The organism is Mycobacterium sp. SMC-8, from assembly GCF_025263565.1.
GTDB lineage: Bacteria > Actinomycetota > Actinomycetes > Mycobacteriales > Mycobacteriaceae > Mycobacterium.
Window position 1 is genome coordinate 2,926,442 of sequence record NZ_CP079865.1, and the last position, 17,898, is coordinate 2,944,339.

Consider the following 17,898-nt stretch of genomic DNA (forward strand, 5'->3'; position numbering starts at 1 on the left):
ACATGCTCACCTCCGGCCGTCGCGACGTCAACACCGGCTACTCTCTGGCCATGCCGCTCGATCCCGACGCCATCGGCGCGACGACGCCACCGCAACCGTTCACCTGGACCGATCGGGACACGCTGCTGTACGCCCTCGGTGTCGGAGCGGGTGTCGACGATCTCGCGTTCACCACCGAGAACAGCCACGACATCGAGCAGCAGGTGCTTCCGACCTATGCGGTGATCGCGTGCTCGCCGTTCGCGGCCGCCGCCATGATCGGCTCGTTCGACTTCAGCCGGTTGCTGCACGGATCGCAGAGCGTCCGGGTGTTCACGCCGCTGCCCGCGGCCGGCAGGCTCAGCGTGGTCTGCGAGGTGGCCGACATCCAGGACAAGGGTGAGGGCAAGAACGCCGTCGTGATGCTCAAGGCGACCGGCAGCGACCCGGACACGGGTCAGGCCGTCGCTGAGACGTTGACCACGCTGGTGATCCGCGGCGAGGGCGGCTTCGGTGGCCGGCCCGGCCGGCGCCCGCCGGCGCCCGAGATCCCCGAGCGCGAACCCGACGCCCGGGTCGCGCTGCCCACCCGGCAGGACCAGGCGCTGATCTACCGGCTCTCCGGTGACCGCAACCCGCTGCACAGCGATCCGTGGTTCGCCGCCCTGGCCGGATTCCCGAAACCGATCCTGCACGGGCTGTGCACCTACGGTGTGGCCGGCCGCGCGCTCGTCGCCGAACTCGGCGGTGGTGACGCGTCGAAGATCACCGCGATCGCGGCGCGGTTCACCTCACCGGTCTTCCCTGGGGACGCGCTGACGACGTCGATCTGGCGCGTCGGCGAGGGCCGGGCGGTGTACCGCACCGAAGCGGCCAGTCCGGACGGATCCGATCCGCGGCCGGTACTCGAGGACGGAGAGGTGGAGTTCACCGCCTGAGCCCGCTTCGACGGTAGTGGCAAACGCTGGGAAATTGATTTGCTGGGCTGGTAGCCTTCGCGCAGGGCGGGGCTGGTGTGCTGGACCTTGGACGCTTGCGACGGGGGTGAGCGGATGTTTGACGGTTTGCGGAGTTCGTCCGCCGCCGGAATAGGTCCTGCGCTGTGGCGCTCCGATCAGTACTACTGGTTTACTGCGGTGCTCGCCGCGCGCGGGCTGCAGACCGTCACGTGCCGGGTCGTCGCGCTGTGCATCGCGGTGTTGGGGCTGCTTCCCCTGGGCATGACCGCCAGCCGGTTGGGACCGCAAGGTCTGCACCTGCGGATCATCGCGATCGCGATCGCGGTGGCCTCGTTGGCGATGGCGGCGGTGTGGCTGCGTGACCGATGGCCCTCCAGAGCGCTGTCCCTGACCTGCGTGGTTCTCGGGTCGGTGGCGATCGGCACGGCCGCGGTGATCGTGGCCAGTCCGCTCGTGGGATTCCTCGGCGCCGCGACCTATGTGGTGCTCACGGTCTTCGTGGTGTGTTTCCACGCCCCTCGGTTGCTCGTGGTGACCTGGTCGGTCGCCGCGGCGGTGCTCGCGGTGCTGTTCGTGCGGGAGGCGTCGATCGACCTGGCGGTCGCGGTCTGCGCGGTGCTGGTGGTGGTGCTGCTCAATGTGTTCGTCGCGTTCTCCTGCCGCGCGGTGATCAAGTTGCTGCAGCCCGACGCCCATCACGGGGACATCGAGCAGCTGACCGGTCTGCTGCACCGCGACGCGTTTTACAGCTCGGTGGCCACGCTGCTGGCGTCGCGCAGCCGCAGCGACGACAAATACCTGGTGGTCGTCGCGGTCAACATCGACAGCTTCTCGCTGCTGCTCGGGTTGTCGGGCTCGGGCGGCGGCAACCGGGCGCGGGTCACGGTCGGGCAGGCGCTGCGCGAGACCGTGCGGCACAACGCGATCGTCGCGCACGTCTCCGACGACGACTTCCTGATCGCCGACACCTTCACCACCGCCGACGCGTCCCCTCTGGTGGAGCGCATCCGCGGTGCGATCGCGGCCACCCCGCAGCGGCTGACGGCCAGCATCGGCGTGGTCTGCACCCCGTTGCCGCCCTTGGCCGCCGAACCACCCGACGAGGTCCTCGACAAGCTGATCGGGATCGCCACCCAGGCGATCGAGCAGGCCCGGATGGCCGGCGGTAACCAGGTCCGCTACGTGCTGCGCCCCAACCTCGAAGAGGGCAACGGCAACGGCGACGGCGACGGGTTCGACGGCAAGACCGCCTGACCTGTCGAACGTCTGTTCGATACACTGGCCGGGTGGGTTGGCATACCGGACCGCCGAGTTGGGGCGAGATGCAGCGCGTGCTGGACGGCAAGCCGCGCCGCGCCGGCTGGCCTATCGACGCCCAGATCGGCGACGGTGGCGACAGCCCGGCCTGGTCGCGCAAACGGGGACAGTACGAAGCGCCCGAGCTGGCCCGGCCCGGCGCCTCGCTGCCCTACGCCGAACTGCACGCCCACTCCGCCTACAGCTTTCTCGACGGTGCCAGCACGCCCGAGGAACTCGTCGAGGAGGCGGCCCGGCTGGATCTGCGGGCGATCGCGCTGACCGACCACGACGGGCTCTACGGCGTGGTGCGGTTCGCCGAGGCGGCCAGGGAACTCGACGTGGCCACCGTGTTCGGCGCCGAGCTGTCGCTGGGCGGGGGCACCCGCACCGACGTCCCGGATCCGCCGGGCCCGCACCTGCTGGTGCTGGCGCGCGGGCCGGAGGGGTACCGGCGGTTGTCGCGACAGCTGGCCGCGGCGCATCTGGCCGGTGGGGAGAAAGGGGTGCTGCGCTACGACTACGACGCGCTCACCGAAGCCGCGGGAGGACACTGGCAGATCCTCACCGGGTGCCGCAAAGGGCACGTGCGCCGGGCGCTTGCCGTCGGCGGGCCGGAAGCGGCCGAGGCCGCGCTCGCCGATCTGGTCGACCGGTTCGGTGCCGGCCGGGTCACCGTCGAGCTCACCCACCACGGTCACCCGCTCGACGACGAACGCAACGCGGCGCTGGCCGCGCTGGCCCCCCGGTTCGGCGTGGGTGTCGTCGCCACCACCGCCGCCCACTTCGCCGAACCGTCGCGGGGCCGGCTCGCGATGGCGATGGGAGCGATCCGGGCCCGCCACTCCATTGACGAGGCCGCGGGCTACCTTGCGCCCCTGGGTGGTTCGCACCTGCGCTCCGGTGAGGAGATGGCGCGGATGTTCGCCCACTGCCCCGAGGTGGTGACGGCGGCCGCCGAGCTCGGCGAGCAGTGCGCGTTCGGTCTGGCGTTGATCGCCCCGCAGCTGCCGCCGTTCGACGTGCCCGCCGGGCACACCGAGAACAGTTGGTTGCGGCATCTGGTGATGCAGGGCGCCCGTGAGCGCTACGGCCCGCCTGAGCGGGCCCCCCGGGCGTACGCGCAGATCGAGCGCGAGCTCGCGGTCATCGAGCAGCTGAACTTTCCCGGCTACTTCCTGGTGGTGCACGACATCACCCGGTTCTGCCGGGAGAACGACATCCTGTCCCAGGGTCGCGGATCGGCGGCCAACTCCGCGGTCTGCTATGCGCTCAAGGTCACCAACGTCGACCCGATCGCCAACGACCTGCTGTTCGAACGCTTCCTGTCCCCGGCCCGGGACGGACCACCCGACATCGACATCGACATCGAATCCGACCTGCGCGAGAACGCCATCCAGTACGTCTATCAACGCTACGGGCGCGAGTATGCCGCGCAGGTGGCCAATGTGATCACCTACCGCGGTCGCAGCGCGGTGCGGGACATGGCCCGCGCACTCGGGTTCTCGCAGGGTCAGCAGGACGCGTGGAGCAAGCAGTTCAGCCAGTGGGGCAACCTGTCCGACGCCGCCCACACCGACGATATCCCCGAGCCCGTGATCGATCTGGCCAAGCAGATCTCCAACCTGCCCCGGCACATGGGCATCCACTCCGGCGGCATGGTGATCTGCGACCGCCCGATTGCCGACGTGTGCCCGGTCGAATGGGCGCGGATGGAAAACCGCAGCGTTCTGCAGTGGGACAAAGACGATTGTGCGGCAATCGGTTTGGTGAAATTCGACCTGCTGGGCCTCGGTATGCTCTCGGCGCTGCACTACGCCATCGACCTGGTCGCCGAGCACAAGGGTATCGAGGTCGATCTGGCCAAGCTGGACCTGTCCGAGCCGGCCGTCTACGAGATGCTGCAGCGTGCGGACTCGGTCGGGGTGTTCCAGGTCGAGTCACGGGCCCAGATGGCCACGCTGCCGCGGCTCAAGCCGCGGATGTTCTACGACCTGGTGGTCGAGGTGGCCCTGATCCGGCCCGGGCCGATCCAGGGCGGTTCGGTGCACCCGTACATCAAGCGGCGCAACGGGCAGGAGGCGGTCACCTACGACCATCCGTCGATGGAGTCTGCTCTGCGAAAGACGTTGGGCGTGCCGCTGTTCCAGGAACAGTTGATGCAGCTGGCGGTCGACTGCGCCGGGTTCTCCCCGGCCGAGGCCGACCAGCTGCGCCGTGCGATGGGCTCCAAACGTTCGACGGAGAAGATGCGCCGGCTGCGTGGGCGCTTCTTCGACGGCATGGCCGCCAAACACGGTATCACCGGCGAGGTGGCCCAGCGGATCTACGAGAAGCTGGAGGCATTCGCCAATTTCGGTTTCCCGGAAAGTCATTCGCTGAGCTTCGCGTCGCTGGTGTTCTACTCGTCGTGGTTCAAGCTGCATCATCCCGCGGCGTTCTGCGCGGCGCTGCTGCGCGCACAGCCGATGGGTTTCTATTCACCGCAGACCCTGGTCGCCGACGCACGCCGGCACGGCGTCGTCGTGCACGGGCCCGACGTGAACGCGAGCCTCGCGCACGCCACACTGGAGAACCACGGGCTGGACGTCCGGCTGGGGCTGGGCAGTGTGCGCCACATCGGTGACGAGCTGGCCCAGAAGGTCGTCGAGGAGCGGAAAGCACACGGGCCCTTCACTTCTCTGACCGATCTGACCCGGCGGGTGCAGCTGTCGGTGCCGCAGACCGAGGCGCTGGCCACCGCGGGCGCGCTGGGCTGCTTCGGGATCACCCGGCGCGAAGGCCTGTGGGCCGCGGGTGCGGCGGCCACCGAACGCCCGGACCGGCTGCCCGGGGTCGGGTCGGCGTCACACGTGCCGTCACTGCCGGGCATGTCCGCACTGGAACTGACCGCCGCGGACGTGTGGGCCACCGGGGTGTCGCCGGATCGCTATCCGACCGAGTTCCTCCGCGAGGATCTGGAGGCGATGGGGGTGGTCCCGGCCGATCAGCTGCTGTCGGTGCCCGACGGCACCCGGGTGCTGGTGGCCGGGGCGGTCACCCACCGGCAGCGTCCCGCCACCGCGCAGGGGGTGACGTTCATGAACCTGGAGGACGAGACCGGTATGGTCAATGTGCTGTGCTCGCAAGGAGTTTGGGCGCGCCACCGTAAGCTGGCGCAGACGGCGTCGGCGCTGGTGGTGCGCGGCATCGTGCAGAACGCCACCGGGGCCGTCACCGTGGTCGCGGACCGGATGGGCAAGCTCAGTCTGCGGGTGGCGTCGAAGTCCCGCGACTTCCGCTAGGCAACCACTCCGCCGAAATCGCATTCCACGCGGCCTTTTCGCGAAACGACCGCGTGGAATGCAATTTCGGCGGAAACGGAAACGGAAACGGGAACGGTAGGCTCGGCGCAATGACGCTCAATCTCTCCGCCGACGACGTTCTGACCACCACCCGTTCGGTGCGCAAGCGGCTGGATTTCGACAGGCCGGTGCCGCGCGAGGTGCTGATGGAATGCCTGGACATCGCCCTGCAGGCGCCGACCGGTTCCAACAACCAGGGCTGGCAGTGGGTGTTCGTCGAGGACCCGGAGAAGAAGAAGGCACTCGCCGAGATTTACCGGACCAACGCCACGCCGTACCTGAACACCCCGAAGCCCTCGCAGGGCGACATGCGCGACGAACAGCGGCCGCGCGTGGAGGATTCGGCGAGGTACCTCAACGAGCACCTCGACAAGGCCCCGGTCATGTTGATCCCGGTCCTGGAAGGCAAACCGCAGGACGCGGTGTCGGGGGCCAGCGCAGGCTACTGGGGCTCGTTGCTGCCCGCGGTGTGGAGTTTCATGCTGGCCCTGCGCTCGCGCGGCCTGGGCTCGGCGTGGACGACGCTGCACCTGCTCGGTGACGGCGAGCGGCAGGCCGCCGAGGTTCTCGGGATTCCGTTCCACAACTACAGCCAGGCGGGGCTGTTCCCGATCGCCTACACCAAGGGCACCGACTTCAAGAAGGCCAAGCGGCTGCCCGCCGAGCAGGTCACCCACTGGGACACCTGGTAGCGGTCTCAGACCGCGCCGTCGAACCCGTGCTGGCGCCACGCTTCGTACACCGCCACGGCGGCGGCGTTGGACAGGTTCAGCGACCGCCGTCCGGCGAGCATCGGGATCCGCACCTGGGACGTGATGTGCGGGTCGGCCAGCGTGGCCTGATCCAGTCCGGTCGGTTCCGGGCCGAACATCAGCACGTCGCCGGGGCGGTAGGTGATGTCGGCGAACGACGTGGTGGCGTGCGCGGTGAACGCGAACACCCGTGCGGGGGTCACCGCGGCCCACGCTGCGTCGAGGTCGGCGTGCACAGTCACCGACGCGAGGTCGTGGTAGTCCAGCCCGGCCCGCCGCAGTTTGGGTTCGGACAGGTCGAAGCCGAGCGGCTCGACCAGATGCAGTTCGCACCCGGTACCCGCCACCATCCGGATGGCGTTGCCGGTGTTGGGCGCGATGCGCGGCGAGTGGAACAGCACCTTGAACACACCGGGATAATGCCAGCATGGTCGAAACGAGTCTCTGGATGCGCAAGGTTGCGGCCGACCCCGGTCATTCGCGTTGGTACATCGAGCGTTTCCGTGCCATGGCCCGCGCCGGCGACGACCTGGACGGCGAAGCGCGCATGGTGGATGCGATGGCCCCGCGTGGCGCCCACGTCCTCGATGCCGGATGCGGCCCCGGCCGGGTGGGCGGTTATCTGGCCGCAGCCGGACATGAGGTGGTGGGCGTCGACGTCGACCCGGCGCTCATCGAAGCGGCCGAACAGGACCACCCCGGACCGCGGTGGCTGGTCGGAGACCTCGCCGAGCTCGACCTACCGGCCCGCGGCATCGTCGAGCCGTTCCACATCGTGGTGTCGGCGGGCAACGTGATGACATTTCTCGCACCCAGCACCCGGGCGCAGGTGCTGGAGAGGTTCCGGGCTCATCTGCGCGACGACGGCCGGGCGGTGATCGGATTCGGCGCCGGCCGCGATTACGAGTTCGCGCAGTTCTTCGACGACGCGGCACGTGCCGGGCTCACGCCCGATCTGCTGTTGTCGAGCTGGGACCTGCGCCCGTTCGACGAAGGCTCCGGGTTTCTCGTCGCCGTTTTACGGCGCATGTGAGGGCCGTTTTACGGCGCATGTGAGGGCCGTTTTACGGCGCATGTGAGGGCCGTTTTACGGCGCATGTGAGGGCCGTTTTACGGCTGGGGTACTGCCTCAGTCCAGGCAGGTTTCGTAGCTGGCTATCGAGATCAGGCCGGCGAGGGTGTCGACGTCGACCACTTCGCCGCACATCGCTCGCATCAAGGGGGAGTCACCGATTTCGGAGGCATCGGCCAGCGTGGCCACCTCCACGCCGTTGCGGACCATTTCGCACCTCCGATTGTGAATGCAACATTACCCATTGTGACGCAGTTCTCACTTCACTTGTTGTTCCATTCTTCGCGTGTCGGCGGTATCGGCGGCCTCGAACACGTAACGATCACCTACCGTTTCGGTGGAGTAGGGCTCGAACGACGCCGAAAAGGGTTTGCCGGCACTAGTTTTGGCTAACTACCGGTGAATCTGCAGGCACGCGTGTTCAGTGCCGACAGTGGAATCCCTCGATCCTGGCTGTCATACTCGTCGAATTGCCAGGCCCAGCAGGTCCGTCGGCCTGAGGCCGTCATCATCAGGAAGCGTATGACCGACCCTCGATCAGTGATTCGTGCGCGTCCGCGGCGATGGGCGCTGTCCAACTGGCCGGTCCGGGTGAAAGTGCTCGCCTTGGTCGTCGTGCCGCTCGTGCTGGCAGGTGTCTTCGGTGGGTTGCGCATCCTTGCGAGCGCGACCGATGCCGCAGACCTTCGGCGCGCGGCCGAGCGCGCCGCCATGGTGCCCGCCGTCGTCGACTACATGGGCGATCTCGAGGCCGTCATGGTCACCGCGACCGAAGGCGGCGACGCGCGCCCGGCGATGACGGCCTTCGAAGCCGGCAAGGCCGAACTGCAACATTTTCTCGAGATCACCCCGGTCGACGACAGCGTGCGCCTGGCCGTCAATACCCTCATCGATTACGGACAGGATCTCCTCGACGAGATCAATGCCGACACCATCGATCTGCGCACCCGGGTGATGACCTACGCTCCGCTGCTGATCACGGCGCAGACCGCCATCACGGGTCTGGTAGACACCGACGACGCGCGGGTGCGCTCCCAGGCCGACACGCTGTCACGTGCCGTCGGCGCGCGGGGCCAGATGGCGATGCAGCGAATGCTGGTCAACCGCGGTGCTGAGCTCCCCGAGCCGTTGCTGCGGTCGGCGATGGTCACCGTGGCGGGCACCGAGCCCGCGACCGTCACCGCGATCAGCACCTACCTCGGCGGCGCGACGAGCGAGGCGGCGGCGCTGCGTTCGGAGATGGTCAAGCGCATGGCGCTGTTGTCCGAGCCGGCCACCGTGCTGGTGGGCAACCCCGAACTGCTCGCGTCGCAGACGATCACGCGCGACATCGCCGACGCCGTGATTGCGCAGACCGCAGCCGGCATTCCGGCGACGGTGGCGAGTGAGGCCGATGACGCACGGACTGCCGCGATCCGGGATGCCGTCGTGGTCGGTGCGACGATCCTGCTCGCGCTGCTTCTCGTGTTTTTGGTGGCGCGCTCGATGGTGCGTCCGCTGCGAACGCTGCGCGACAGTGCGCTGAAGGTCGCGCACGAAGACCTGGCGCGCGAAGTCGAGCATGTCCGCAGCGACGGCAGGGAGTTCCCGGTCCAGCCGATCCCTGTGCACACCACCGAGGAGGTGGGTCAGGTGGCCCACGCGGTCGACGAACTGCACCAGCAGGCCGTCATGCTCGCCGGGGAGCAGGCCCGCCTGCAGATGCAGGTGACCGACATGTTCGAGACGTTGTCGCGGCGTAACCGCTCGCTGGTCGATCAGCAGCTCACGCTCATCGACCGGCTCGAGCGCGACGAGCAGGACCCCGCGCGGCTCGAAAGCCTTTTCCGCCTGGACCATCTCGCGGCGCGGATGCGCCGCAACGGCTCCAATCTCATGGTGCTGGCCGGTGCGGACGTCTCCCGCGAGCAGGCCGACTCGGTGCCGGTCACCGCCCTGGTCAACGCCGCCGCGTCGGAGGTCCAGGACTACGTCCGCGTCGCCGCCGCCGACCTGCCCGACATCGAGATCGACGGGACGGTCGCCGGCGACCTCGTGCATCTACTGGCCGAACTGCTGGACAACGGGCTGCGCTACTCGCCACCGACAACCCGGGTCCAGGTGTCGGCGGTGCCGACGGGCAGCGGCGGACTGGTGGTCGAAGTCAGCGACACCGGGCTCGGAATGACCGATGCCGATCTACGGGTGGCCAACACCCGGTTGGAGTCCGGTGGCGAGGTGACTCCGTACACCGCGCGGCACATGGGGCTGTTCGTGGTCGGCCGGCTCGCCGCCGCGCACGGGTTGGTGGTCCGGCTACGCAGCACCGTGGCCGGACAGGCCGATTCGGGCACCACGGCCGGGGTGTACATCCCGCCCCGCCTACTGATCCACACCGTCCCCGTGCAGCCCGGTCACGCACCCGAACCTGTCCCCGAACCCGCTCCTGAACCGGTTGTTGCGGCCGTCGCAGAACGGGTTGCCGAGGTGCTCCCGCAGCGCCGGCAGGTACCCGAGGACTCCGAGGACGACGCGATCTATCAGACGATGCTCTCGGAGTGGTTGGTTGACCCGCACGAGCTGTCGCACAGCACGGATCTGGACTGGAAGGCCGTGTGGGACCACGGCTGGTCGGCGGCCGAAGCCGCAGCGTCCGCTCCGGTGCAGGAGCACACGCCGGAAGGGCTGCCGATCCGGCAGCCGGGTGCGCGCTTCGTGCCCGGCCACGCCGACGGCGAGCCGATAGCATCGGTCTCCCGGGATCCGGAAGCGGTCCGCGCCAGCATCGGCAATCACTTCGGTGGGGTGCAGGCCGGCCGTCGACGGGCGCAGGAATCCGGAGGAACCGACTCGCTATGACTTCGCTGGACTGGTTGGTGGCCAAGTTCGCCGACGACGTGCCGGGAGTGGCGCACGCGATCCTCGTCTCGGCGGACGGTCTTCGGATGGCGGCCAGCGCGCATATCCCGCCGGAGCGGGCCGATCAGCTGGCGGCGGTGGCATCGGGTCTGGCGAGCCTGTCGACCGGGGCGGCGCAGCTGTTCGACGGTGGGCACGTGCTGCAGTCGGTTGTCGAGATGGAGAACGGCTACCTGCTGTTGATGCGGGTCGGCGACGGTTCCCATCTCGCGACACTTGCGACCCGCAACTGCGACATCGGCCAGATCGGCTACGAGATGGCCATTCTCGTGGAACGGGTCGGTGCGGTGGTGCAGGCGTCGCGGCGTGCCGCGCGGCATCCGTGAGCCGCGTATGGGAGCGCACGACAAACCGGAACGCGAGACCACCGAGCCCAGTCTGGTGCGCCCGTACACGTTGACGGCGGGGCGCACCGATTCTTCTGTCCAGTTACCGCTGGAGGCGCCGATCGGTGTGGCAGCTTCCGCGGAGCCGGTACGGTGGCCGGTTCATGACATCCGAGGTCAGATCCTCGCCTTGTGTGTCGAACGTCCGTCGGTGGCCGAGATTGCCGCGCATCTCTCACTTCCGCTCGGCGTGGCGCGGGTGCTCGTGGGGGATCTGGTGGTGCAGGGTTATGCGCGGGTACACACCACCCTGGGAGAGGCCGCAACGGCCGACGAACGACGGGAACTGATCGGAAGGACACTGCGTGGGCTCAGGGCGCTCTAGGGCTTCCACCAAGATCGTGGTCTCCGGCGGTTTCGGCGCCGGCAAGACGACGTTCGTGGGCGCGGTGTCGGAGATCGTGCCGCTGCGCACCGAGGCGCTGGTGACCGACATGTCCGAGGGGGTAGACGGGCTGGAGGCCACGCCGGACAAGACCACCACCACCGTCGCGATGGACTTCGGGCGCATCAGTCTGGATGAGGACCTGGTGCTGTACCTGTTCGGCACCCCGGGGCAGCGCCGGTTCTGGTTCATGTGGGATGACCTGATCCGCGGTGCGATCGGGGCGATCGTGTTGGTGGATCTTCGCCGGCTGGCCGACAGTTTCGCCGCCGTGGACTTCTTCGAGGCGCGCAAGCTCCCCTTCCTCGTGGCGGTCAACGAATTCGACGACGCCCCAAAGCACTCCCTGTCGGCGGTGCGTACGGCGCTGGCGCTGCCCGATCACGTGCCGCTGATGACGGTGGACGCCCGAAGTCGAGAGTCGGCAAAAGCGGCCCTGATCACCGTCACTGAGTATGCGTTGACCCGCTTGGCGGCGACGGGTTGATGGACGCCCTCGAGGCAGACCGCGAGTTCGACGGGCAGGTTTTTCGCGACGAGGATCTCAGCAGGCTGCGCACCGAACGTGTGGTGTTCACCGAATGTGACTTCACCGGCGCCGATTTGTCCGATTCCGAACACACAGGGTCAGCGTTCCGCAATTGCACGTTCCGCCGGACCTCGCTGTGGCACAGCACGTTTCGGCATTGCAGTTTTCTCGGTTCGACCTTTACCGAGTGTCGGTTGCGGCCTCTGACTCTGGTCGAGGTGGACTTCACGCTCGCCGTGTTGGCCGGAGTGGATCTGCGCAAGACCGATCTGTCGGACTGCCGGCTGCGTGAAACCAGTCTGGTGGGGACCGATCTGCGGCAGGCGGTGCTGGCGAGGGCCGATCTCGGTGGTGCGCGGGTGCAGAACGCCCGATTCGACGATGCGGATCTGCGGGGCGCCCGCGTAGACCCCACCTTCTGGACCACCGCGAAACTGCGCGGCGCCAAAGTCGACATCGAGCAGGCGTTGGCCTTCGCCGCGGCCCACGGTCTTGATATCTCGGGCTGACCGTCACCGCTGCAGCACCGTTGTCTTCGGGTCGACTCGCTCAGAATGGTGGTGGGTCGTCGCCGTAGTCGGGTTCGTGCCGTCGGGTGGACGGTTCCCTCGGGCCGGGACTTGGTGGCCGGTGGTCTGTGCGGTGGGGTGGGTTTTCTGATCTGCGTCGTCGGCGGTTGTGTGTGCGTTCGGCGGTGATGGTTCGGGTTCGGTTGTGGGCGCGGGTGTTTCGCCGTCGGGGCATCATGGCGCCGCGGTGCTTGCTGGGGGTGGGTTGGGGTGGGTCACCGGTCCACAGGGTGCCGGTGGGTTGGCAGAGCATGGGGTAGAGCAGCCGGCTGCCGGGGTGGGTGGTGTAGGTGTGGCCGGTGGGTGCGGTCCAGGTGATGGTGCCGTCGGGCAGTGATCTAAGGCACAGGTTTCGATGCGACCGCCTGCCGTCGGGTTTGTACTGGTCACGCCGCTGCGCCACAGTTCCGCGTGGACATAAACTTTTGCACCGTGACATCATGGTGTCATGCCCGAGATCGCCCAAGAGCCCACCTCACGCACCACCGGCTTGACAGTCCGCCTGCCCGCCGAGCTGGCCGACATGCTGAAGAACTACGCCTTCGTTACCGAGACCTCGGCGAACGAAGTGATCAAGCGCGCCCTCTTCGAGTACCTGAAGGTTCATGGCCGGGCCGAGATGATGGAAGCGGCGTTTAACCGCGTCGTCCGGCAGCACAGCGTCGCGCTGGAGAAGCTGGAGAACATGTGATCATCTACTTGGTCTCCGACGATGTAGCCCTGATCAACCGGCGCTTCGTCGGCCCGCACCAGCTCCGTGACTTCGGCCTGCTGGATGCAGCCGTCACGCGACCGCAGATGAGCGCCTACGGCAGCGATGCGTTCCCCACCATCCATGAGAAGGCGGCGGCGCTCCTTCATGGGCTGGCCCGCTCACACCCGTTCGTGAACGGCAACAAGCGAACGGCGTGGACGGCCACTGCGATGTTCTACATGCTGAACGGATACAACCTCAACGCCGAGGCTGGCGAGATTGTCTGGGGTTCCCCAGAAAAAGTGGACGCGGTTAGCTTGCTTCCAGGGTGACACTCATGGTGCGTTCGTAGCTAATTGGTGAGCGCTGACCGATCGCCGAGTGCCTACGTTGATGATTGTAGAATCGCATCCAATTGTCAACTGCTGCAATCAATTCGACTTTCGTCGCGAAAGTGTGCCGGTAGTAGAACTCATGCTTGAACGTCGACCACAGCGATTCGGCACCGGCGTTATCCCAGCATTGACCGGCTAATGCGGGCTCAGGGAGCTGTGTTGGCGTGCGGAGTGGTTCATTGTCGGGGTGGTGTGGTGAGTTTGCGGAGTTGTTCGTCGTGGCGTTTGACGCGTGCGGCGAGTGCTTCGACGGCGGTGCGTAGGTGGGCGACGTCGGTGGCCAGGCCGGTGAGGGTGCGGGCGTCGGTTTGTCGGGTGCGGTGTTCGTCGACGATGGCGCGGAGCTGGCGGTCGCGGTAGAGGGTGGCGCGGCTGATCTGGGCGTGCTCGGCGACGGCGGTGAAGGTGATGGGCTGGCCGGCGGTGGCGAGGTTGGCGCAGACCCGTTCGACGCGCAGCAGGGCGGGTTCGTTCATGCGGATGCCGCTGCGGTGATGAGCGCGTCGAGTCGGGAGACGAGCTTGCGGTGGCGGTCGGCTTCGTTGATCCATCCCCGTTTTTCTGCGTCTACGGCCAGATCGTGGGCGTCGATGCGTTGGGCGGCAAGGACAGCGAGGTGGGTGGCGTCGGTGTGGAAGCTGGGACAGTGTTCGCAGATGTTGGCATACGGGCAGGACCCTTGCGCGGGTGCGCGTAGGCAGTATCCGCCGGCCAGGCGGGATTTGATGGCCGGGGTGTCTTTCCAGCCGGTGCCGGTGATATCGGTCAGCGGCAACCCGACTGCGGTGGTGGTGGGCAGCGCTCCGATATGACTTTTGGCCAGGTCCAAGGCGCGTTCGTATTCGGTGCGTACGGTGTGGTCGAAGAGGTGGGCATATCGCAGACTCATCTGGGAGGAGACGTGGCCCAGCAGTGCCATGAGGGCCTGCAGCGATACTCCAGCGTTGATCAGTGCAGTGGCATAGGTGTGTCGCAGTTGATGCGGTGTGATGTGTCCTAGGCCAGCAGCTTGGGCTGCCCGGTTCAGTTCTTCGCGTATTGCGTTCTGGGACAGTCTTTTCCCGTGGTGAGTGAACAGGAAGTCGGCGGGGGCGCCGGTGCGGGGATGGATCATCGGTCGCCCGCAGGAGCGGGTTGTGGTGATGCGGTCCACGAGGGTGAGGACCTCGTCGTCGACGGGGATCATGCGTTCGGAGTTGAGCTTGCCGAGGGGAACTTTGAGCCACGATCCCTGGCCCGGGATCTCGTGGATGCAGTCGAGTTCGAGGTCGAGCAGTTCACCGATGCGCAGTCCGCAGGCCCGCTGCACCAGCAGGGCGTCAGCGGCGAGTCGGTAAGGTGATTTCGCCAGGGCGGCAGTGAGTGTGCGGTCTGCATCGACCGGTAGATATCGGGGCAGACAGCGGGGTGGGCGCGGCATGTCGGTGCGGAAGATCAGGCGCCGCGGTGGGGCGTCGTCCCATCCCCATTCGGTGATTTCGGCCAGGAAGTTGCCCACCGCGTGGATGCGTCGGATCCGGTCGGCGATGGTGATCGGCTCACCGGTGACGCTGTTGGTGGCGGTGGTCAGCGAGGTGATGAACGGCTCGATGTGCCGGCGGCGGTCCAGTTGGTTCAGCGAGGTCAGGCTGGGGTCGGTGGCGGCGAGGTAGCGGCCGAAATGTGCCAATCGGGTGGCCAGGGAGCTGACCGTTTTGGGCACGCAGGTGGCGTATTTGCGGTTCAGATAGGCCACGAACTCCGGCCGCAGCGCCGCCGGGACGTCGGCCATGCGCTCCTCGAGGGTCAACGGGGTGACCGCCGGAGGTGCTTGGTCGTCGAGGATGCCGAGGTGGAACAGGATCTGGCGGGCACTGTGGGTGGTGCTGCGATAGTGCCTGGCACCGCGGCCGGTGCGTTCCTGTCGGCTATCGCAAGCGTGCAGCAACTCTTGCAGATCATGTTCCCGCAGATCGGCCAGGGGGCGGGCGGTCTGGATCAGCAGGCGGGCGATGATCTGCGAGCCGATCGCCGAAGCGACCCGCTGACTGAAACCCAATTCGGCTGCTGCGCGCAGGAACTGATCGAGGTCGGGTTGCAGGCAGCTGTCGGTCAGCTCGTGCCAGAGGCTGCAGAGTTTGCGGTGCACGAGGTAGTCGTAACCCGGTTGCAGCCGTCGGCTGACCATCAGGAACGTGATAAACGGCCGCGTCGAACAGTTCGCCGCCAACTGCTGCTGCAGTGGGATGTCGGCCCAGGTCTGGACTCGGGGCCAGCGCCGTAGAAACGATCGGGCGGCTTGGGCATAAGCGGTGTTGCCGCGGTCCCGGCGTTGTAGGTGAACCAGGTAGGCAGCGTAGATCTGCGCCGGTGTTTCAGGGGCGGGAACGTAATCGTGTTCGGGCAGCATCGTATTCCGCCTTGACGTGGATGGGTGCCAGATGGATGTAGCGGGCTGTGGTGTCGATGTGGGAGTGCCCGAGCAGAGCTTGCATCACCGCCAGATCCACCCCGGCCTCGGCCATCGCGGTGCCGAAGGTATGTCGTAACGCATGCGGGTGACCCGCGAGCACCCCGGTCTTGGCTCGGTGATACCGGAAGATTGTGCGTAAACCGGCCGCGGTCAAGGGTTGGCCCCGATGCGGGCCTTTCGCGACCAGGAATAGGAGGTTGCTGTCCGATTCGGGTCTTTCAACGAGCAGATAGGTTTGGATCAGCCCGGCGACCTCCACATCGAGAGGCACGCGGCGCTCCTTGGCGCCTTTGCCCATCACCTTCACCCAGCGGGCACCGATATCGACATCGGTCACGTTGAGGGTCAGCAGTTCTCCAGATCGAAGCCCGGACAACAACATCAGCCCAGCCAGTGCCCGGTCACGCCACGTCCGCAGGCTCGATAACAGCTGAGCGGTCTCGTGACGATTCAAGGCCCGCGGCAGCCGACGCGGTTCGCGCAGCCGCAGCGCCGATCGGCGTTTGGGCCGGACCAAATGTCCAAGCAAGCCGGTGCGTTCCTCAGCGCTGACCCGACGGGCTTCGCGGCCACTAGGGATCGGGCTCCGCAGCCTGGGGTCACGCAGTTCGCGGAACTGGTACAGGCCGGTCAATGCGGCAAGGCGGTGGTTGATGGTCGTCGACGAGTAGTGGTCGTAGGCCGCGCCGGTCATCGACACCACATTGGCGGGGCGCCCCGCGATCGGAGTCTGCCGGCAGTGCCGCATGAAGTCCAGCACCGTCTCGGTGGTCACCGCACTCAATGTGACATCGACGTCGTCGAGCCAACGGCAGAATGCCAGCAGGTCATAGCCGTAGGCCCGCAGCGTGCGGGGAGAATAATTCCGGTCGGCCAAATACCCCAGGTACTCGTTGACCAACGCGTACTTCTCACAGCCCGGACCGGACAACACCCAGGCGACATCGGTGCCTGGGTGCAGACGCAGCTGATGCTGAATCGCCATAAGACAAGTGCAACCCCGCCGCCTACCGCCAGTCAAGCATTTTCCTTGCTGGCGTGTCGTTTACGTGCCTGCATTCTCCCGGATTAGCCGGTCAACAGGCAGATCCCAGTGGCACCCATCGAACGGCGCAAACCATGCTCGGCGGCGGCCTCAGCCATGCCGTGCGAGGTGAATTGGGTCCCGCGGTCTGAATGCAGTATGACGCCGTTGGCGTTGCCGCCGCGGGTGAACACTGCCCGATCCACGGCCGTGGTCACCAACTCGGTGCGCATGTGATCATCGACCGCCCAGCCCAGTGCCCGGCGGGAATGTTCGTCGCGGATCGCACACAGAAACATGTCGCCTTCACCGCAGCTCAGGTAGGTGATGTCGGTGGACCACACCGCGTCGATACGGCCCTGGTCAAAGCGGCGACCCACCAGATCCGGCGGGAACGACGCGCACGGATCAACGACCGTGGTGGTCTTGAAGGTGCGCGGACTGACGCCCTCGATGCCCAACTCCGCCATGATCTTGGCGACCGTGTTGTGCGAAACCTGGTCCCCGGCCTCATGCAGATCGGCGGTGATCCGCGGCGACCCGTAGGTGCCGTTGGAGTTCGTGTGATGGGTCAGAATCTTGACTTCCAGGTCCCGTCGACGCTGGACTGCCGGCGTGGGCTCGCTGGCCCGGAGACGGTCGCGATGCTTGTAGTAGCCCGAGGTGGACACACCCAGCAGCTGGGCCATCCTGACGACATCGTGGGAGGCGCACTCCGCGGCCATGAGCTCGAACCGGCTCACTTTAGATGCTTGCCCGCAAAGTACGCCGACGCTTTTTCCAGGAATGCGATGTCCTTGGACTGCTCGGCAACCTTGGCCCGTAGCCGTATCAATTCCGCCCGCTCATCCGGTGAAAGCTGCTGACTGTCACCAGGCTCCGGCACAGTACCGCCGACCGCAGCGGCCATCCGCCGCCGCTCATCAGCCACCCACTTGTGCAGCTGATTCTCATGCAAATCCAACTCACGGGCCACCTCAGCAACCCGCCGATTCCCATCGATCACCCGATGCGCGGCCTCCACCCGATACTCCGGGGTAAACGAACGCCGACGACCAGACATACGAACATCCTTCCACGGGACCACCGTCCCGCTATCTCAGATGTCCACTATGAACCATCCCGCGTTTGATGCGCACCTCCTTCCTTGGGAAGGTGCATGTC

19 protein-coding genes and 2 pseudogenes are annotated in these 17,898 nt (G+C 66.9%); 12 read left to right on the forward strand and 9 right to left on the reverse strand.

Translation table 11 applies throughout. The features are described from left to right. Window positions 1-50 precede the first annotated feature (50 nt). The 4 genes from KXD97_RS14295 (at window position 51) to KXD97_RS14310 (ending at window position 6,270) form a co-directional block, all read left to right on the forward strand. Window positions 51-917: a MaoC/PaaZ C-terminal domain-containing protein gene (locus KXD97_RS14295; RefSeq protein ID WP_260757970.1), complete on the forward strand. Its 867-nt coding sequence runs from the start codon at window positions 51-53 to the stop codon at window positions 915-917. Window positions 918-1,043: 126 nt separating this feature from the next. Continuing rightward, entirely contained in the window at window positions 1,044-2,192 is a 1,149-nt protein-coding gene (locus KXD97_RS14300) for a diguanylate cyclase domain-containing protein (RefSeq protein ID WP_313901374.1), read from the forward strand. Window positions 2,193-2,224: 32 nt separating this feature from the next. After that, window positions 2,225-5,518, forward strand: a complete 3,294-nt coding sequence (locus KXD97_RS14305; protein ID WP_260757506.1) for an error-prone DNA polymerase — start codon at window positions 2,225-2,227, stop codon at window positions 5,516-5,518. A 110-nt stretch (window positions 5,519-5,628) separates the two neighbouring features. Then, window positions 5,629-6,270: a nitroreductase family protein gene (locus KXD97_RS14310; RefSeq protein WP_260757507.1), complete on the forward strand. Its 642-nt coding sequence runs from the start codon at window positions 5,629-5,631 to the stop codon at window positions 6,268-6,270. A 5-nt stretch (window positions 6,271-6,275) separates the two neighbouring features. On the opposite strand, the gene KXD97_RS14315 is transcribed toward KXD97_RS14310, so the two are convergent. Next, complete coding sequence (locus tag KXD97_RS14315; RefSeq protein ID WP_260757508.1) at window positions 6,276-6,740, reverse strand: tRNA (cytidine(34)-2'-O)-methyltransferase; 465 nt, start codon at window positions 6,738-6,740, stop codon at window positions 6,276-6,278. 17 nt (window positions 6,741-6,757) lie between these two features. On the opposite strand from KXD97_RS14315, the gene KXD97_RS14320 reads away from it, so the two are divergent. Beyond that, window positions 6,758-7,363 (forward strand): bifunctional 2-polyprenyl-6-hydroxyphenol methylase/3-demethylubiquinol 3-O-methyltransferase UbiG, encoded by a 606-nt coding sequence (locus KXD97_RS14320; protein ID WP_260757509.1) that lies wholly within the window; start codon window positions 6,758-6,760, stop codon window positions 7,361-7,363. Window positions 7,364-7,459: 96 nt separating this feature from the next. Here the strand turns inward: KXD97_RS14320 and KXD97_RS14325 are convergent, their stop codons facing one another. Beyond that, window positions 7,460-7,612 carry a hypothetical protein gene (locus KXD97_RS14325; RefSeq protein ID WP_260757510.1) on the reverse strand — a complete coding sequence of 51 codons (153 nt, stop codon included), beginning with the start codon at window positions 7,610-7,612 and terminating at the stop codon, window positions 7,460-7,462. 312 nt (window positions 7,613-7,924) lie between these two features. Here KXD97_RS14325 and KXD97_RS14330 point away from each other — a divergent pair, with 312 nt between their 5' ends. From KXD97_RS14330 to KXD97_RS14350, 5 genes are read left to right on the forward strand one after another with little or no spacing between them, the layout of a single operon-like run. After that, a complete protein-coding gene (locus KXD97_RS14330) occupies window positions 7,925-10,240 on the forward strand; it encodes an ATP-binding protein (protein WP_260757512.1) in 2,316 nt (771 codons plus the stop codon). Beyond that, complete coding sequence (locus KXD97_RS14335) at window positions 10,237-10,626, forward strand: serine protease inhibitor (protein ID WP_260757513.1); 390 nt, start codon at window positions 10,237-10,239, stop codon at window positions 10,624-10,626. Before KXD97_RS14330 ends, KXD97_RS14335 begins: the two co-directional genes overlap by 4 nt. Before the next feature lie 7 nt (window positions 10,627-10,633). Next, complete coding sequence (locus KXD97_RS14340) at window positions 10,634-11,011, forward strand: DUF742 domain-containing protein (RefSeq protein WP_260757514.1); 378 nt, start codon at window positions 10,634-10,636, stop codon at window positions 11,009-11,011. Continuing rightward, the gene (locus KXD97_RS14345; protein ID WP_260757515.1) at window positions 10,992-11,558 is read left to right on the forward strand and encodes an ATP/GTP-binding protein; all 567 of its coding nucleotides are present in this window, start codon (window positions 10,992-10,994) and stop codon (window positions 11,556-11,558) included. Before KXD97_RS14340 ends, KXD97_RS14345 begins: the two co-directional genes overlap by 20 nt. After that, complete coding sequence (locus tag KXD97_RS14350) at window positions 11,558-12,109, forward strand: pentapeptide repeat-containing protein (RefSeq protein WP_260757516.1); 552 nt, start codon at window positions 11,558-11,560, stop codon at window positions 12,107-12,109. The genes KXD97_RS14345 and KXD97_RS14350 overlap by 1 nt, the downstream gene beginning before the upstream one ends. Before the next feature lie 40 nt (window positions 12,110-12,149). Here the strand turns inward: KXD97_RS14350 and KXD97_RS14355 are convergent. Beyond that, window positions 12,150-12,509, reverse strand: a pseudogene (locus tag KXD97_RS14355) (HNH endonuclease); the annotation flags it as partial. Window positions 12,510-12,617: 108 nt separating this feature from the next. Between KXD97_RS14355 and KXD97_RS14360 the strand changes: the two are divergent. Further along, window positions 12,618-12,860 carry a ribbon-helix-helix domain-containing protein gene (locus KXD97_RS14360; protein WP_260757517.1) on the forward strand — a complete coding sequence of 81 codons (243 nt, stop codon included), beginning with the start codon at window positions 12,618-12,620 and terminating at the stop codon, window positions 12,858-12,860. Then, window positions 12,857-13,195 carry a type II toxin-antitoxin system death-on-curing family toxin gene (locus tag KXD97_RS33105; protein WP_396885229.1) on the forward strand — a complete coding sequence of 113 codons (339 nt, stop codon included), beginning with the start codon at window positions 12,857-12,859 and terminating at the stop codon, window positions 13,193-13,195. Before KXD97_RS14360 ends, KXD97_RS33105 begins: the two co-directional genes overlap by 4 nt. Here KXD97_RS33105 and KXD97_RS33290 read toward each other — a convergent pair. The 6 genes and pseudogenes from KXD97_RS33290 to KXD97_RS14390 form a co-directional block, all read right to left on the reverse strand. Beyond that, window positions 13,176-13,379 (reverse strand): annotated as a pseudogene (locus KXD97_RS33290) (integrase core domain-containing protein); the annotation flags it as partial. The gene KXD97_RS33105 and the pseudogene KXD97_RS33290 overlap by 20 nt on opposite strands. 55 nt (window positions 13,380-13,434) lie before the next feature. Next, complete coding sequence (locus KXD97_RS14370) at window positions 13,435-13,734, reverse strand: hypothetical protein (RefSeq protein WP_260754051.1); 300 nt, start codon at window positions 13,732-13,734, stop codon at window positions 13,435-13,437. Then, window positions 13,731-15,647 (reverse strand): site-specific integrase, encoded by a 1,917-nt coding sequence (locus KXD97_RS14375; RefSeq protein WP_260757518.1) that lies wholly within the window; start codon window positions 15,645-15,647, stop codon window positions 13,731-13,733. The genes KXD97_RS14370 and KXD97_RS14375 overlap by 4 nt, the downstream gene beginning before the upstream one ends. After that, window positions 15,613-16,695, reverse strand: coding sequence for a tyrosine-type recombinase/integrase (locus KXD97_RS14380; RefSeq protein ID WP_260754055.1), 1,083 nt, complete (start codon window positions 16,693-16,695; stop codon window positions 15,613-15,615). Before KXD97_RS14380 ends, KXD97_RS14375 begins: the two co-directional genes overlap by 35 nt. Window positions 16,696-16,778: 83 nt before the next feature. Beyond that, window positions 16,779-17,477, reverse strand: coding sequence for an IS3 family transposase (locus tag KXD97_RS14385; protein ID WP_260757520.1), 699 nt, complete (start codon window positions 17,475-17,477; stop codon window positions 16,779-16,781). Next, complete coding sequence (locus KXD97_RS14390) at window positions 17,474-17,797, reverse strand: transposase (RefSeq protein ID WP_396884579.1); 324 nt, start codon at window positions 17,795-17,797, stop codon at window positions 17,474-17,476. The genes KXD97_RS14385 and KXD97_RS14390 overlap by 4 nt, the downstream gene beginning before the upstream one ends. Between the last annotated feature and the right edge of the window lie 101 nt (window positions 17,798-17,898).